This window comes from Candidatus Profftella armatura (genome assembly GCF_000441555.1).
Taxonomy (GTDB): Bacteria; Pseudomonadota; Gammaproteobacteria; order Burkholderiales; family Burkholderiaceae; genus Profftella; species Profftella armatura.
The window spans coordinates 441592-459399 of record NC_021885.1; the positions used below are offsets into that span (position 1 = coordinate 441592).

The window sequence follows — 17808 nt, forward strand, 5'->3', positions numbered from 1 at the left end:
TATTATTGAACATAATTTATTATTAAAATCGTATGACTATAATTCGTGTTAAAGAAAATGAACCTTTTGAAGTTGCTATACGAAGATTTAAACGAACTATTGAAAAGACAGGTCTATTAACCGATTTACGTGCTCGTGAATTTTATGAAAAACCAACTACAGTGAGAAAACGTAAATTAGCTGCAGCAATAAAACGTCATTATAAACGTATACGTAGTCAACAGTTACCTAAAAAAATGTATTAAATGCATAAAATAATAATTTAACTAATTTTATTATTTTAAATACCGTGTTTTCACAATTATTTATCAATAATTTAATTAACCGCATAGATATTGTACATATAATAAGCGATTATATTTCATTAAAAAAAAGCGGTTCTAATTTTGTTGGATTGTGCCCATTTCATGATGAAAAAACTCCTAGTTTTACTGTTTATCCAATTAAAAAATTTTATTATTGTTTTGGATGCGGTATATACGGTGATGCAATCCAATTTTTAATTAATTATTTAGGATTTCATTTTATAGAATCCGTTAACTATCTAAAAAAAAATATCAGTATTTATGAAAAAGATGAAAAAAATTATTATTTTAATAAAAAAATATTACCTGAGAAATCATCCAAATATTTTAATATAAATTCAACTAATGTAGATTTATCTTTATTAAAAAAAATAATGATATGTGCTTCTGATTTTTATAAAATACAATTAAAAAATTCAAAAGAAGCTATAAATTTTCTAAAAAAACGAGGATTAAATGAAGAAATAATTTTAAGATTTAATTTAGGTTATGCACCAAATGAATGGAATGCATTAAATAAAGTTTTTTTAGATTATAATAATATTAATACATTAGCTTCTTCTGGTCTTGTTGTAGATAAAATAATAAATAAAGTAAATCAATCACCTGTTATTGAAAAATACAAGCGATATGATCGGTTTCGTGGAAGAATTATGTTTCCAATTAAAAATACTGATGGACAAATAATTGGTTTTGGTGGTCGCTTAATAAAAGATTCCAATGAAGCAAAATATATAAATTCTCCAGAAACTCCTTTATTTCATAAAAGCAATGAATTATATGGCTTATTTGAAGCTAAAAATGCCATTGAAAAATCTGGTTATGTATTGATTACTGAAGGATATATGGATGTAATTGGATTATCACAATTTGGTTTTTTGCAAACAGTAGCTATACTTGGTACGGCATGCACTTCCACTCATATTAAAAAAATACTATTTTATACTAATTCTATAATTTTTAGCTTTGATGGAGATCAAGCTGGACGCCGCGCTGCCCGTAGAGCTTTAGAGGTATGTTTACTTTATGCTACAGATGATAAAATTATTAAATTTTTATTTTTGCCGGATAAATATGATCCAGATAGTTATATTAGAAAATTTGGATATAAAATATTTAGCAAAAAAGTATTAGAAGCAATGTCATTATTGCAATTTTTTTTAGAAGAAATTATTTTAAATTATAATTTAAAAACAATAAAAGATATTGAAAAATCAAAATATAATATTGAATATTTATTTAAAATAATTCCATTATCATCATCATTAAGATTTAAAATTATAAGTAGTTTATCTAAAATAATTAAAGTATCATTTAATGAAATTAATAATTTATTTAAAATAAATACATCAAGTATCAAACATAAAACTATAGAAAAAAAAAATATACAACCAATATGTATTGAGTATCAAATTATGAAATTATTAATTTCTTATCCATCATTAATAAACGAGATAAATTCAGAAGATATGATTATATTTTCTAAATGTTCACAAAATTATGTTAAAATGTTTTTTCAATTAATTGATACTATTCATATTTTTAAAAATGATATTGATCACTCTAAATTTATAAAATATTTAAAAAAAATTAATAAAAATTTCGAATCAATTATTGTTAAAATTCAAGACAATTTTGAATACAGTATTGAAATTGCTAAAAAAACATTATTAGATGCTATTTATAAAATAAAAATACAAATATTAAATAATAAATTAAATGATTTAATAAAAAAAGGATCATTAAATGATCAAGAAAAAAAAATTTATCGTAAAATAACATTACATAAAAAAAAATTAGAATCTAAAAAATTAAATAAAATAAATTGATAAAAAATATATTTTATATTAAAATGAAACATTTGGTAATTTTTTCAATTTGAAAATATTAAAATAAAATGTCACTTTCAAAATGAAATTTATTAATAAAAAAACAAAAATCAAGAATAAAAAAACAAAAGAAACCTTATTAAAGAATGCATTTTCTTTTGATATAAAATCTAATAGTAGAGAAGAAATCGAAAATTTAAGAAAAAAGTTTAAAATATTAATTAAACTCGGTAAAGAACGCGGTTATTTAACTTTTTCAGAAATTAATGATTTTCTTCCAGAAGATATTATCGATCACGAAATAATTGAAAGTATTATTAAAACCTTTCGATATATGGATATTTCTGTATCAGAACACGTATTAGACACAGAGACATTAATGCTTTCTAATATTACTAGTGATGATGATGTTGAAGAAGCAACAGAGGCAGCATTATCTACAGTTGATTCTGATTTTGGTAGAACAAAAGATCCAATAAAAATGTATATGAGAGAAATGGGCTCAGTTGAATTATTAACTAGAGACGGAGAAATTGAAATAGCTAAACGTATTGAGGAAGGTTTAAAAGATATGATTCATGCTATTTCTTCGTGTCCCACTACTATTATGGAAATATTAATAGCAGCAGATAAAATTTCAAAAAATGAAATTAAGATAGATGAAATAGTTGACGGTTTAATTGATAAAAATTTTTCTAGTAATAATCGTGTTATTAAAGGTAATAAAAATAATAATGAAGAAAAAATATTGATTGAATCTAGTTCAGCTGATTTATCAACAGAACAATTGGAGAAATTAAAATATGAATCTTTAATAAAATTTTCTAATATATCTTTTCATTTTGATAAAATGAGAAAAGCATTTGAAAAAGAAGGATATAATTCAGAATCATATATAAAAGCACATAATAATATTTCTAATGAAATGCTAGGTATTCGATTTACAGCAAAAAGTATTGAAAAATTGTGCGATACCTTACGAAATCAAATTAATCAAGTTACTCAAATAGAGAAACAAATTTTAGAAATTGTTGTCAATAAATGCGGAATGCCACGTTTACATTTTATTAAAGTTTTTCCAGAAAATGAAATTAATTTAAATTGGGTAGACAATGAAACTAAAATTCAACATGATTATAATTTGATTTTATGTCGAAATATTCCTTCCATAAAAGAATTACAGCAAAAATTAATTAATTTACAAACAGATATTGTTTTACCATTAAATGATTTGCGTGACATAAATAGAAAAATGATTGCTGGAGAAATGAAAGCTCGTAAAGCAAAAAGAGAAATGACCGAGGCTAATTTAAGATTAGTAATTTCAATTGCAAAGAAATATACTGATAGAGGTCTTCAATTTCTTGATTTAATTCAAGAGGGAAATATTGGTTTAATGAAAGCGGTTGATAAATTTGAATATCGTCGTGGTTATAAATTTTCTACTTATGCAACATGGTGGATAAGACAAGCAATTACTCGATCAATTGCAGATCAAGCTAGAACTATTCGAATTCCAGTTCATATGATTGAGACAATTAATAAAATAAGTAGAATATCTCGTCAAATTTTACAAGAAACCGGTTCAGAACCAGATCCTTCAGTAATTGCAATTAAAATGGAAATGCCAGAAGAAAAAATTAGAAAAATTATGAAAATTGCAAAAGAACCAGTTTCCATGGAATCCCCTGTAGGGGATGATGAGGATTCTCATTTAGGTGATTTCATTGAAGATGAAAATATGTTAGCACCTTCAGATGCCGCATTAAATGCATCAATGCGTTCTGTAGTTAAAGATATTCTTAATTCATTAACACCAAGAGAATCTAAGGTTCTTCGTATGCGTTTTGGTATTGAAATGTCAAGTGATCATACACTAGAGGAAGTCGGTAAACAATTTGATGTAACAAGAGAAAGAATTCGACAAATAGAAGCAAAAGCATTACGGAAATTACGTCATCCTTCTCGATATTATAAATTAAAAATTTTTTTAGAAGGAAAAAAAAATTAAAAAAATAATTTTAAAAATTAATAATTTTTAAAATTAATATAATAGTTATATACTATGTAATATTAGGGCCTCTAGCTCATGATTGGTTAGAGCAGCGGACTCATCAAAATGGTGACTTTTTTCAGAAATGAAAATTGAAAAAAAATCTAATATTAAAGATTTTAAAAATTGGGTTAATTCAGGGAAGCCTAAGTTTATAATACAAATATGGTAATCCTGAGCCAAGTCAAAAATACATTTTTGAAAGGTGCAGAGACTAGCGGAGAGGTAAAGTCCTCTTAATTACCGATAAAAACGCCCAACACCTGAACAATAATTTATACTATTGAAGGTGATGAGATAGTCCAGTAAATAGTGAAAACTATAAAAAAACTGAATCCGTTGGTACCGTGTTCGACTCACGGGAGGCCCATAAAATTTATTCTTTCCTTTTTTGAAATAAAGAATAAAAAAAACCGTCATAATCTTGTTTTTTATTTACAGTTGGTAACAATTGACCTGGTGAATTTAATCTAATAGAATCCTTATGATTTTTAGAAAAAATAATTGCCTGCTCTTCTGATTCCTCAAACCATAATGAACACGTTACAAATAATAATTTTCCACCAGGTTTTAACATTTTCCATAAATTATTAAGAATTTTACAGGAGTATTTAGAAAGTTTTTTAATATCATTTTTCCTTCGTAACCATGGTATATCTGGATTTCTTCTAACAACACCAGATCCAGTACATGGTAAATCAGCTAAAATTCTATCAAAATATTTATTTTTATAAAATCTAAAACGATTATTGGTTTTTTTATTTATATCTATATATAATTTTTTTAAATTAATTTTACTTATATCTGAAAGAATTAATGTTGCTTTTAAATTTAATCGTTTTAGATTTTCTGAAATCATATTTAATCTACTTAAGTTATTATCAACCGAAATTAGTTTAATATCTGCAATTTCTAATAAATGACAAGTTTTACCCCCCGGCGCAGAACAAGCATCCAATACATACATTCCAGAACGGATATCTAGTAATGGTGCAGCTAATTGAGCGGCTGCATCTTGAATTGAGCAAAATCCATTAAAAAATTTAGGAATTTTAGAAATAGAAATCGGGGTATGTAATTTTATAGCTAATGGTCCAATAATAGTTGTTTCCAATCCTGATTTTTTTAAAAGTTTATTATAAGAAATAAGAGTAGTTTTACGTTGATTAATTCGTAATGTTAGGGGTGGTTTTTTATGACCAACATCAAGAATATTCTTCCATTGAAAGAAATTAGGATAAGTAATTTTAACCTGATTTATCCACCATATCGGATAATTCCAATAACTTTCATGAATATTATACATTTTTGATTTAAATATTTCCCCTTTTTTTCGAAGAAATTCTCGTAAAATTGCATTAATCATATTTTTTGCATAAGCTATTTTAGAATCAAATTGAACGACATTAACAGATTGATAAACTATAGTATATATTTTATAATAATTTTTTAATTTATTTTCATTTTTTATATTCCTATTTTCTGTTTTAATTAATAAAGCCAAAGAACAAAATAATAATCCTTTTAATATTGAAATTTTTATCGGTTTTTTAATTAATTTGTTTAATAATATTTCAACTAACCTAAGATGTCGTATAGTATAATAAGTAATATCTTTTATTGCTCCTTTTGCTTTTTCAGAAATATTATTTTTATCTAATATTTTTGAAAAAACTTTCTTTAAAGATATTCCGTTTTTTACATATATTATCAATTTTGCGGCATTATATAAATAAAAAGATAAAGAATCGTTATTTTTTTTATTATTATTTTGCGACATTTATTTTTAATAACGATAATTATCTAATTTATATGGCCCATTTTTAGAAACTCCAATATATTTAGCTTGCTGATCTGTTAATTTTGATAATTGTACATTTAATTTTTTTAATTGCAAACGAGCTACTTTTTCATCAAGAATTTTAGGTAAGGTATATATTCCAATAGGATAATTAGATGTATTATTAAATAATTCAATTTGAGCGAGTGTTTGATTAGCAAATGAAGAACTCATAACATAAGATGGATGACCAGTTCCACATCCCAAATTAACTAAACGACCTTCTGCTAAAAGAATGATTTTTTTTCCATCTGGAAAAATAATATGATCTACTTGTGGTTTTATATTTTCCCATTTATATTTTTTTAATTTTTCTACTTCAATTTCATTATCAAAATGTCCTATATTACAAACAATAGCTTGATCCTTCATATCTCTCATATGATCATGTGTAATTACATGATAATTACCTGTGCATGTAACAAAAATATCACCATATTTTTTCGCATATTCCATTGTTACAACTAAAAATCCTTCCATAGCAGCTTGTAACGCACAAATTGGATCAATTTCAATTATCCATACTTGAGCTGATAACGCTCTCATTGCTTGAGCAGATCCTTTTCCAACATCACCATAACCAATTATTACAGCAATTTTTCCTGCAATCATAACATCTGTTGCTCGCTTAATACCATCAATTAAAGATTCACGACAACCATATAAATTATCAAATTTTGACTTAGTTACAGAATCATTTACATTAATTGCGGGAAAGGATAATTTACCTTCTTTAAACATTCGACGTAATCGATAAACACCTGTAGTAGTTTCTTCAGTTACTCCTTTTATTTGTTTTAATCTAGAAGAATACCATTTTGAATCAATTTTTAATTTATTTTTAATAGATTTAAATAAACATACTTCTTCCTCTGAACATGGATTAGATAATATAGATATGTTATTTTCAGCTTGAGCCCCTAAATGTAATAAAAATGTAGCATCACCTCCATCATCTAAAATCATATTAGCTTGTTCTGTATTAGAGTTTCCTGGCCAATCAAAAATTCTATGATTAAATTCCCAATAATCACTTATAGATTCACCCTTAAATGCAAAAACAGGAATACCCTTACTAGCAATTGCTGCAGCAGCATGATCTTGCGTTGAATAAATATTACAAGAAGACCATCTTACTTCAGCTCCTAAACATTTTAATGTTTCAATTAATACAGCAGTTTGAATCGTCATATGAATTGAACCACTAATTCGCGCGCCTTTCAAAGGTTTACTCTTTACAAATTCTTCTCTAATAGAAATTAAACTAAACATTTCTGTTTCAGCGATTTCTATTTCTTTTCTACCCCATTGGGATAAATTTATATCAGCAATAACAAAATCTTTTGATATAAAATTATTTTTTTGTGTTAAATTTTTCATAATTATTTATATTTATATTTTACAAAAATGTATTTTAAATTTTTAAAAAATTACAAACCTGCAGAATTTTTTAATACTTCAGCTTTATCAGTTAATTCCCATGTAAATTCTGGTTCTTTACGACCAAAATGACCATAAACTGAAGTTTTTTTATAAATCGGACGTAATAAATTAAGCATTTTTATAATATTTTTTGGTCGTAAATCAAAATGTTTTTTAACTAACATAGTTAATTTTTCGTCGCTTATTTTACCGCTACCAAAAGAAGTAACCATGATTGAAGTTGGTTTTGCTACTCCAATTGCATAAGATATTTGTATTTGACAACGTTTTGCTAAATTAGCAGCAACAATATTTTTTGCTATATAACGTCCAACGTATGCAGCAGAACGATCAATTTTAGAAGGATCTTTCCCTGAAAAAGCTCCCCCACCATGAGGTGCCGCACCCCCATAAGTATCAACAATTATTTTACGACCAGTTAAACCACAGTCTCCTTTCGGTCCTCCAATTACAAATCTTCCTGTTGGATTAATTAAATAACGAGTATTTTTTAATAAATTTTTAGGAATTATTGGTCGAATAATTTCTTCTATTGCTGCTTCCTTAATAGATCTATATGGTATTTCTGGATCATGTTGAGTAGATAAGACAATCGTATCAATAGCTACCGGTTTTCCATTATCATATCTTAAAGTGACTTGAGATTTAGCGTCTGGACGTAACCAAGGTAAATTACCATTCTTTCGTAATTCTGATTGTCTTTTTACAATAAGATGAGAATAATAAATAGCAGAAGGCATCAATTCTGGTGTTTCATCACAAGCATATCCAAACATTAAACCTTGATCTCCAGCTCCTTGATCAAAATTAAGTCCTTCTCCCTCATTAACTCCTTGAGCAATATCTAAAGACTGTTTATTATAAATTAATAATACCGCGCAACTTTTGTAATCAATACCATAATCAATATTATTATATCCAATATCCTTAATAGTTTTGCGTACTATATTGACATAATCAATATTAGCATCTGTCGTTATTTCTCCAGCTAAAACAATTAAATTATTATTACATAGTGTTTCAGCTGCAACTCGAGCTTTTAAATCTTTTAAAAAAATTTCATCTAATATAGCATCAGAAATTTGATCAGCAATTTTATCAGGATGACCTTCAGATACAGATTCTGAAGTAAAAAGATAATCATTAGGCATACGTTAACTCCAATAAAAAATTTTTTGTGAACATATTCCTGTACCATTTTATCTTTTAAAAAATTTTATCATTTTTTTATTAATAAGTAAAATTATAAAATTTTTGTAAAAAAATATTAACTTAATAACTATATAACATCTGTGTTATTATATTTTTAATATGATGTAATTTTTTATGGAAAAAATGTCCTCCACCTGGTATTACTACAACAGGAATATCTAATGGATTAGCCCATAAAAAAACATCTTTTAATGGGATAATTTCATCAAGTTCACCGTGAATTATAATTGTATTTTTTGGAACTTCTGGTATTAACCATTTTTTAACAGCAACACTAATTAATATTAATATTTTAATTGATATTTCCTTATCTAAACGTTTTTGTAATTTTGCTTGAACAAATGTACCAAATGAAAACCCGGCTAATATAATAGGGAGATATGGGTATTTTTTTTGAATATATCGTAATAAAATTTCCATATCATCAGTTTCTCCATTTCCTGAGTCATACGTACCACTTGATGCCCCAACTCCTCTAAAATTCATTCGAATTGATATATAACCTAAACTTAACATAACTCTAACTAGAGTTTGTACAACCTTATTGTCCATTGTTCCACCAAATAATGGATGAGGATGCGCTATCAATACAACACCTTTTAGTTTTAATAATTTTATTGAACTTGGAAAGTTAATAGCGCAATGAAGTATTCCAACAGAACCATTTATATTAAAAAATTTAGTATTAGAGATCATAATATTGTAATATTGAAATAAGAATAAAAATAATTTAAATTTTTAAAATATAAATTATATGATAAATTTATTTAATTATATTTACTATATAAAAAAATTTTCAATTTTAATTTTAAAATATTATGAATATTTATTCACATTCTTTAAATACTTCACGTATTAAAAATTTATATTATAATTATAACACTGATACTAAAATTGATATTCGTACAATTCTTTCGACTAATTCCACTAATTCAAATTTATTATCTATAGCAAATACTGGTCTATTGTTTCATCCAACATTTTTAGCAACGAAAATTCAAACTGCTGGACGAGGAAGGGCTGGTCGTATTTGGTATTCAGAACCAGAAATAACATTAACTTTTTCTCTCGCATGGAAATTTAAAATTTCTCTTAAATACTTAACTAGTTTACCTTTAGTAATTAGTATCGCTTTATCTATCGCATTAAAAAAATTTGGACAAAAAGTACAATTAAAATGGCCAAATGATTTATTATTAAATGGTAATAAATTTTGTGGAATATTAATTGATACATGTATTGAAAAAAAAAATAATAATTGGGCTATTATTGGAATAGGATTAAATCTCGGATTGCCACGTATATTAAGTAAAAAAATAAATATTGGTAATATTTCAGAATTATTAAATATGGAACATGAAAAATTATTAGCGGTATTTATTTGTTATTTAATTGATTCTTTAAAATTATTTGAACATTATGGTTTTTCTATATTTATGAAATATTGGAATTTTAATCACGCTTATACTAATAAAACTGTTGATATTTTAAAATTAAATAAAATTCAAAAAGGTATTGTTATTGGAATTAATAAAAATGGTTGTTTACTATTAAATACTAAATTTGGTAAAATAACAATCTCCTCAGGAGATGTCTCGTTACGTTTGCAAAAATAATATTCTTAAATGAAGGACATATATTAATAAAATTTAAAATTTTCATAAAATTATTAAAATTTTTCCTATAATTGGCTTATAACAAATTATAATTTAAAATATTTTATATTTTTTAAACTTATCTAGTGTGATTATAATAATTCCTATAAAAATAGAACTATCAGAAATATTAAATATAAACCAATGTAAACAATTAATATGTATATCAAAAAAATCAATTACATAATTATATAAAACATAATCTATAAAATTTCCAACCGCACCTCCCAAAAAAAAAGATAACCCATAACAAAAAATATATTCTTTTATAAAAATTTTAAAAAAATAAATAACTAAAAAAAATATAAAAATATTAATTATGATTAATATATTTTGTTGTAAATAAATTTTTTCACAAATTAAATTAAATATTATTTTTTTATAGTTATATATAAGAAATAAATTTAAAAAAGAATTAATTATTAATATTTTTTTATAAATAAATAATTTAGTTATAAATATTTTACTTAATTGATCAACAAAAGATATTACAAAAGACAAAAAAATCCATAATAAATTTTTTTTCATAATAATTCTGCTAATTTATTAATAAAAAAATATTTTAAAATAAATTAAGCAAAATAACGTTTTTCCCCAATACCAAATAAATTATTAAAACAACGATTACATAAATCAGGATAATCATCCCTTTCACCAACATCGGCTTGATAATGCCAACATCGATTACATTTTTTATAAATAGATGGTTTAATTATAATACATTCCTCCGATAAATTTTTGATCTGAAATAAACTTACAGAAGATGTCAATAAAAAAAACTTTAATTCTTCTCCAAATTCATTTAAAATTTCAAAGTCCAATTTATTAATTTTTAATATTATTTCAGCTTGAAGTGAGGAACCAATAATACCAGTACTACGAATCTTTTCTAACTTTTGCATAACTTTTGATCTAATTTTTTTTAAGATCATGTATTTATATAATAATTTCTTAGAATTATAAACTTTTGGCAATTTATAATGAAGTTGTGTAAAAATAGTTTCACCTGATTCTATATAAAAATTTTTATCAGAAAAAATAGACCAAGCTTCTTCAGATGTAAAAGATAATATTGGAGATATTAATCTTAATAAAGATTGATTAATATGCCAAATAGAAGTTTGAGCTGAACGTCTAGCATGTGAATTTTTTTTAGTAGTATATAATCTATCTTTTAAGATATCCAAATAAAAACTACCTAAATCTTCAGAGCAATATATTTGTAATTTAGATACTATCATATGAAATTCATACATACGATAATGTGATAAAATTTCTTTTTGTAAATTTGTAATATTAATAATTGCATATTTATCAATTTCTACCATATCTGAAATTTTAATAATATTTATATTTGGATTAAAATCAGATGTATTAGCTAATAAAAATCTTAATGTATTACGAATACGACGATATGTCTCGACTACACGATTTAAAATTTCATTTGAAATTGATAAATCCTTTGAATAATCTGTTGAAGCAACCCATAATCTTAAAATTTCTGCACCAAATAAATTACATAATTTTTGTGGTTTTATTATATTACCTTTTGATTTAGACATTTTTTTACCCTTAGAATCTACAACAAAACCATGTGTTAATAACGCTTTATAAGGCGCAGATTTATTTAATATAATAGAAGTTAATAAAGATGAATGAAACCAACCACGATGTTGATCTGATCCCTCTAAATATAAATCAGCTGGAAATATTAATTGTTTTTTATGTGAACCACGAATAACAGTTTGATGAGTAATTCCAGAATCAAACCAAACATCTAAAGTATCATTACTTTTTTTATAATTTACCGCATCATCTCCTAAAAATTCTTTAATATCTAAATTTTGCCATATTTCAATTCCATTAAGTTCTATTTTTTTAGCAATTAACTCAATTAATTCCAATGTTTTTGGATGTAATTTTCCGCTTTTTTTATGAATAAAAAATGCTATTGGAACTCCCCAATGTCTTTGACGTGAAATAGTCCAATCTGGCCTATTTAATATCATGCTCTTTAATCTATCCTTTCCCCAGGAAGGAAAAAATTTAATTTTATTAATAGCTGTTATAGCGGATTCTCTTAAAGATTTTTTTTCATTTTTAGGAATTTTATCCATATTAATAAACCACTGTAATGTAGTACGATAAATAATTGGTGTTTTATGTCGCCAACAATGCATATAACTATGTTCAAACATTTCGATATTGAATAAAGTTTTACTTTTCTTTAAATAGGAGCAAATTAATTTTGAAGCTTTCCAAATAGACATACCGCCAAATAATGGTAAAGTAGATATAAAATTTCCATCATCCATAACTGGATTAATAATATCACTATCTTTCATATTTTGTTTTTTAAAAATTAAAAAATCTTCAATACCATAGGCAGGGGCAGAATGTACAATACCAGTACCACTATCAACAGTAATATAATCACCTAAATAAATTGGAGATAATCTATTATAATTTATATCAATATTTGATAACGGATGAAAAAAATTTATTTTGCTGAGTTTAATTCCCTTACAAATCCCAATAATATTTCCTTTGAATCCAAATTTTTTTAAACAACTTTTTACTAAATTAAAAGCCAAAATTAATAATAAAGGAGGATCATTTTTTATATGCACTAAAGCATAATCAAATTCCGGGTGTACATGTAATGCTTGATTAGCAGGAATAGTCCATGGTGTACTAGTCCAAATTACTATATATCCTTTTCCGCTTGGAAGATTTTTTAAATTAAAAATACTTTTTATTTTTTCTGGTTCAGAAAAACTAAAACCAACATAAATTGAAAAATCATATTTTTTTTTATATTCTATTTCCGCTTCTGCTAATGCAGATTTACAATCAAAACACCAATTAACAGGTTTTAATCCATGATAAACATAACCTTTTTTAAAAATAATACCAAATGCACGTAATTCATTTGCTTCATTTAAAAAATCCATAGTTTTATATGAATTATCCCACTCTCCTAATATACCAAGCCTCATAAAATCCATTTTTTGTTGTTCAATTTTTTCATAAGCTAAGGCTCTTGCTTTATTTTGAATTTCAATTGGAGATAAATTTTTACCATATAATTTTTCAATTTGAATTTCTATAGGCATACCATGACAATCATAACCAGGTACATATTGAGCATCAAAACCATCCATATTATAAAATTTAACAATTATATCTTTTAAGATCTTATTAACTGCATGTCCAATATGGATATCTCCATTAGCATATGGAGGACCATCATGTAAAATAAATTTTGGTCGATTAATAGATGCTTTTCTAATTTGATGATATATTTTTTTTTCTTGCCATTTTTTTATCCATCCTGGTTCACGTTTTGATAATTCCCCTCGCATTGGAAATATTGTATTAATTATATTTATTGGATATTTATTTTTTATATTTTTTTGTTTATTTTTTTTAATAAAAATTAGTGCATTATTATTTTTTTCTTTCATAATTAAATTAATTTAATTAGTATATGTATTATTTAATTAATTACCTTAATAAATTTTGTAACTTTAATATTATTCTTAAAAAAATTTTAAAACTATATTTTTCTCCTTAAAACTACATTTCTCCCCATACACCATTTAATATCGCTAAAGCAACTAAACTAGCAGTTTCAGTTCGTAATATACGTTTCCCTAATGATAATATAATTACTCCACATTCATATGCTAAATTTTCTTCTTTTTCAGTAAAACCACCTTCCGGACCAATTAATAATTCCACTTCTTGTGGACTTTGATTATTTGCCCAGCATGATAATTTTTTTCTCCCTCTAGGAGAGAGTAATATTCTTGCACAAGAAATTTTAGATATTAACCAATTATTAAAATAAATATTAGGAGCTAAAACAGGTAATATATTTCTTCCGCTCTGTTCTGTGGCAGAAATTATTATATTTTTCCAACGAATTCTTTTTTTTATAATACGCTCATTATTTAATTGAATTATACAACGATTTGTTATAATTGGTTGTATAATTTTCACACCAAGCTCCACCGATTTTTCAATAATTAAATCAAATTTACGATTTTCAGGTAATGCTTGAACTAATGTAATTGTATATGGTAATTCAATTTCACGAAATAAAAAAGAAATTATTTGAATCAAAATTTTTTTTTTAATTGATATTAATTTAGCAATATATTCACCACCAAAACCATTAAACAAGATAATTGTATTTTTATATTTTACACGTAATACATTTAAATGATTTACAATATTGTCAGGTAAATATAAATATTGACCAATTATAAATGGAATAGGATAATAAAAACGTAACATTTTTATACTTCAAAATTTATCATTAATAATTTAAATCAAGTTAAAAAAATGTTTTAATTAATACTTTATACTTTTATTTTTTACAAAATTACGACGTTTAATGAAAAATGATTTTAATAATTTTTCACATTGTTTTTGCATAACTCCACCAGTCAATATAGTATGATGATTTAATTTTTTTTCCTGAAACAAATTAATAATAGAACCACAAGCTCCTGTTTTAAAAGAAGGAGTTCCATAAATAATTTCACCTAATCTTACATGAATAATTGCTCCAGCACACATCGCACAAGGCTCTAAAGTTACATATATTTTATAATTTTTAGAAAAACGATAATTATTTAATAGTTTAGAAGCCATTCTTAGTGCTATAATCTCAGCATGAGCAGTTGGATCATTTCGAGTAATTTGTTGATTATATCCATATGAAATTACTAAATTATTTTTAACTAATACCGCTCCAACCGGTACTTCTCCGGCTATCAAAGCAAGCTTAGCTTGCAATAAAGCAAGTCTCATAAATTTAATAGAATTCATTAATTTTTTATATTTTTTAAAAAAATATTTTTTTAATCTTAAAATAAGAATATAATAATATAATAAAATTTTTAAAAAATTTAGGAATAAAGGCGCGTAGCTCAGATGGTTAGAGTCCTACCTTGACATGGTAGAGGTCGTTGGTTCGAATCCAATCGCGCCTATTTTTTTTAAAATTTCTTTTAATTACACTCATTCAACATTAAATAATTTATAAAAATTATCACTAGTATATTTTCCAATTTCAGTTACAGAGGTATTGCGAAAATTTGCAATAAATTTTGCTATATCATATAAAAAAGCAGGTTCATTAACTTTACCCCTATGAGGAATTGGAGAAAGATACGGAGAATCAGTTTCAATTAACATATTTTTTAATGAAATCGACCCCATTACTTTTTGCAATATTTTAGAATTTTTGAACGTAACAATACCTGAAAAAGAAATATAAAAACCTAGTTCTATTATTTCTCTTGCTACATCTAAAGACTCTGTAAAACAATGTATTACCCCCCCTGCCCCCCCCCCCATTTTTGGGATTGCTTTTTCTTCTTTAAGTATTTTTATAATATCATTAGTAGCTAGACGATTATGAATAATTAGTGGTTTTTTTGTAATTAAAGATGCTTTAATATGAGCACGAAAACGTTGATGTTGTAATTTGATTAAATTAGTATCTTTTAAATTAAAATAATCTAAACCAGTTTCTCCAATAGCAATAATTTTAGGATCAGAAGATAAGGATACTATTTTTTCTAAATTAGGTTCTTCTAAGTTTTTATTATACTTTGGATGTATTCCGATTGAGGCGTAAATATTAGAATAGTCATGTGTTAAGGAAAGAATTCTTGATAAATCTGTTAGGTTAACCGATGCACATAATATTTTGTTTACCATTTTTCTTTCCATGTTTTTTAATACTTCTGGTAAACGTGTATATAGTTCATTAAAATTAATATGACAATGAGAATCAATAAGCATGAATTATTTATTGTATTATTAATATATGGCGGAGTGGACGGGATTTGAACCCGCGACCCCCGGCGTGACAGGCCGGTATTCTAACCGACTGAACTACCACTCCTTATTTATTTTACAATTTTTTTAAAATATGGTGGGTGTTGAGAGAATTGAACTCCCGACCTACGCCTTGTAAGGGCGTCACTCTACCAACTGAGCTAAACACCCTAATATTATTTAAATTTTATTTTAAAGTATTTTTTGATTTTTTTCCACGTTTAAATTTGGAGTTTAGTTTTATTTACTTTCTATTTTAGAATAATGTAAATTAAAATTAGTTAAACATTTTAAATTGAAAAAATATTTTTACCAGAATAATTATAAAATTCACCTAAATCTTCTTCAATTCTTAATAATTGATTATATTTTATTATATTTTCTTGAAAAAAAATTGAGTTAATTTTTATTTGCGATGCATTAGCACCAAGAGTAATATCGATTATGCTGGAATCTTCTGTTGTATTTATATCACATGAAATTATTATATTATATCCAAATTTTTTTATTTTTTCAATATTTTTTAGAATTTCAGTTAATGTATTATATTGATTTAATTTTATTAAAATGGAATTATTAATATTTTTTTTCATATTTTTTAAAAAAATTTTATTATTATTAAAAAATAAATTTTTACCAATTAATTGAATTTTGTTTTTTAATTCTTTATTTAAATATTTTTTACCTTCCAAATCGTTTTCTGCTATACCATCTTTAATGCTTATAATTGGATATTTGTTGCATAATGAAATTAATAAATTTATCATTTGAATTGAATTTAATTTTAAATTTTCATTTAATTGGTAAAAATTATTTTTATAATATTTATTAGAAGAAAAATCTAAACCAATTGCTATTTGTTTTCCTGCTTCGTACCCAGATTTTTTAATTGCTTGTAAAATATATTTTATTATTTTTTCTGTTTTTTCTAAATTTTTGTGATCATATGAAAATTTATTTTTTATATTTTTTTTTATAAAAAGTATTTTTTTGAATATTTTAATTACTTTAATTCCATAATGAATCGCTTCTTTAAAACTAGAAGCTCCAATTGGAATGATCATAAATTCTTTAATTCCCAATTCATTAAAACATATTTTATTATTAGTATTAGTAATGCCAAATATTGGAACAGGTATACTGATTTCTCTGCTTCCGCTTATATAACGATATAATGGTAGGCCAAGTTCATTAGACGAAGCTTTAGCGATTGCAATTGAAACAGAAAGTAATGCATTTTTTATAAATTGTGATTTATTTTTACTTAAATTAGTTAAAGTATAATCTAAAAAAAATTGTTCATTAGAAGAAAAACCCATAATAGCTTCAGAAATTTCTGTGTTAATATATTTACAAGATTCTAATGTTTCATTTTTTTTTATTAAAAATTTGGATGATATAGATGCGCGACCTAAAATACCGGATTCTAATAATATATCGCATTCAATAGCAGGAAAACCTTGTGAATCTATAATTTCTCTTCCAATAATATCTACAATTGCACTCATTAATTTTCCTAAGGTTTTATGAAATAAAAATTTTTTTATGAAATAGTAAGTAGATTAAATTAATGATTAATATATTTTGTATTAATAAAAAATTTTTTATATATTTA

At 24.6% G+C, this 17808-nt stretch carries 14 protein-coding genes and 3 tRNA genes; 5 read left to right on the forward strand and 12 right to left on the reverse strand.

The features are described from left to right. The first annotated feature begins 32 nt into the window (after positions 1–32). From rpsU to rpoD, 3 genes are all read left to right on the forward strand, one after another. Positions 33–245 carry a 30S ribosomal protein S21 gene (gene rpsU / locus SSDC_RS01895; RefSeq protein ID WP_020915625.1) on the forward strand — a complete coding sequence of 71 codons (213 nt, stop codon included), beginning with the start codon at positions 33–35 and terminating at the stop codon, positions 243–245. A gap of 44 nt (positions 246–289) precedes the next feature. After that, on the forward strand, positions 290–2134 hold the full coding sequence (gene dnaG / locus SSDC_RS01900; RefSeq protein ID WP_020915626.1) for a DNA primase: 1845 nt from the start codon (positions 290–292) through the stop codon (positions 2132–2134). A gap of 82 nt (positions 2135–2216) precedes the next feature. Then, positions 2217–4145: an RNA polymerase sigma factor RpoD gene (rpoD, locus tag SSDC_RS01905; protein WP_020915627.1), complete on the forward strand. Its 1929-nt coding sequence runs from the start codon at positions 2217–2219 to the stop codon at positions 4143–4145. Between the two features lie 418 nt (positions 4146–4563). On the opposite strand, the gene rsmB is transcribed toward rpoD, so the two are convergent. The 4 genes from rsmB to SSDC_RS01925 all read right to left on the reverse strand — a co-directional run bounded on the left by rsmB (position 4564) and on the right by SSDC_RS01925 (position 9378). Then, positions 4564–5967, reverse strand: coding sequence for a 16S rRNA (cytosine(967)-C(5))-methyltransferase RsmB (rsmB, locus tag SSDC_RS01910; protein ID WP_020915628.1), 1404 nt, complete (start codon positions 5965–5967; stop codon positions 4564–4566). 6 nt (positions 5968–5973) lie between these two features. Then, a complete protein-coding gene (ahcY, locus tag SSDC_RS01915) occupies positions 5974–7407 on the reverse strand; it encodes an adenosylhomocysteinase (RefSeq protein ID WP_020915629.1) in 1434 nt (477 codons plus the stop codon). Positions 7408–7457: 50 nt separating this feature from the next. Next, positions 7458–8621, reverse strand: a complete 1164-nt coding sequence (metK, locus tag SSDC_RS01920; protein ID WP_020915630.1) for a methionine adenosyltransferase — start codon at positions 8619–8621, stop codon at positions 7458–7460. Positions 8622–8742: 121 nt separating this feature from the next. Next, positions 8743–9378 (reverse strand): alpha/beta hydrolase, encoded by a 636-nt coding sequence (locus tag SSDC_RS01925; RefSeq protein ID WP_020915631.1) that lies wholly within the window; start codon positions 9376–9378, stop codon positions 8743–8745. A gap of 122 nt (positions 9379–9500) precedes the next feature. On the opposite strand from SSDC_RS01925, the gene SSDC_RS01930 reads away from it, so the two are divergent. Continuing rightward, a complete protein-coding gene (locus SSDC_RS01930; protein WP_020915632.1) occupies positions 9501–10298 on the forward strand; it encodes a biotin--[acetyl-CoA-carboxylase] ligase in 798 nt (265 codons plus the stop codon). Positions 10299–10391: 93 nt separating this feature from the next. Here the strand turns inward: SSDC_RS01930 and SSDC_RS01935 are convergent, their stop codons facing one another. The 4 genes from SSDC_RS01935 to tadA all read right to left on the reverse strand — a co-directional run bounded on the left by SSDC_RS01935 (position 10392) and on the right by tadA (position 15176). Then, complete coding sequence (locus SSDC_RS01935) at positions 10392–10865, reverse strand: signal peptidase II (protein ID WP_020915633.1); 474 nt, start codon at positions 10863–10865, stop codon at positions 10392–10394. A 44-nt stretch (positions 10866–10909) separates the two neighbouring features. Further along, complete coding sequence (gene ileS, locus SSDC_RS01940; protein WP_020915634.1) at positions 10910–13804, reverse strand: isoleucine--tRNA ligase; 2895 nt, start codon at positions 13802–13804, stop codon at positions 10910–10912. 112 nt (positions 13805–13916) lie between these two features. Continuing rightward, complete coding sequence (locus tag SSDC_RS01945; protein ID WP_020915635.1) at positions 13917–14639, reverse strand: 16S rRNA (uracil(1498)-N(3))-methyltransferase; 723 nt, start codon at positions 14637–14639, stop codon at positions 13917–13919. A gap of 57 nt (positions 14640–14696) precedes the next feature. Further along, entirely contained in the window at positions 14697–15176 is a 480-nt protein-coding gene (gene tadA / locus SSDC_RS01950) for a tRNA adenosine(34) deaminase TadA (protein ID WP_020915636.1), read from the reverse strand. Positions 15177–15266: 90 nt separating this feature from the next. Between tadA and SSDC_RS01955 the strand changes: the two genes are divergently transcribed. Beyond that, a tRNA-Val gene (locus SSDC_RS01955) sits at positions 15267–15340 on the forward strand. A gap of 28 nt (positions 15341–15368) precedes the next feature. Here the strand turns inward: SSDC_RS01955 and SSDC_RS01960 are convergent. From SSDC_RS01960 to SSDC_RS01975, 4 genes are all read right to left on the reverse strand, one after another. Beyond that, positions 15369–16157 carry a TatD family hydrolase gene (locus tag SSDC_RS01960; RefSeq protein ID WP_020915637.1) on the reverse strand — a complete coding sequence of 263 codons (789 nt, stop codon included), beginning with the start codon at positions 16155–16157 and terminating at the stop codon, positions 15369–15371. Between the two features lie 26 nt (positions 16158–16183). After that, a tRNA-Asp gene (locus SSDC_RS01965) sits at positions 16184–16260 on the reverse strand. A 28-nt stretch (positions 16261–16288) separates the two neighbouring features. Continuing rightward, positions 16289–16364: transfer RNA gene (locus SSDC_RS01970), tRNA-Val, on the reverse strand. A 119-nt stretch (positions 16365–16483) separates the two neighbouring features. Then, positions 16484–17701, reverse strand: a complete 1218-nt coding sequence (locus SSDC_RS01975) for a phosphopyruvate hydratase family protein (protein WP_020915638.1) — start codon at positions 17699–17701, stop codon at positions 16484–16486. Positions 17702–17808 lie beyond the last annotated feature (107 nt).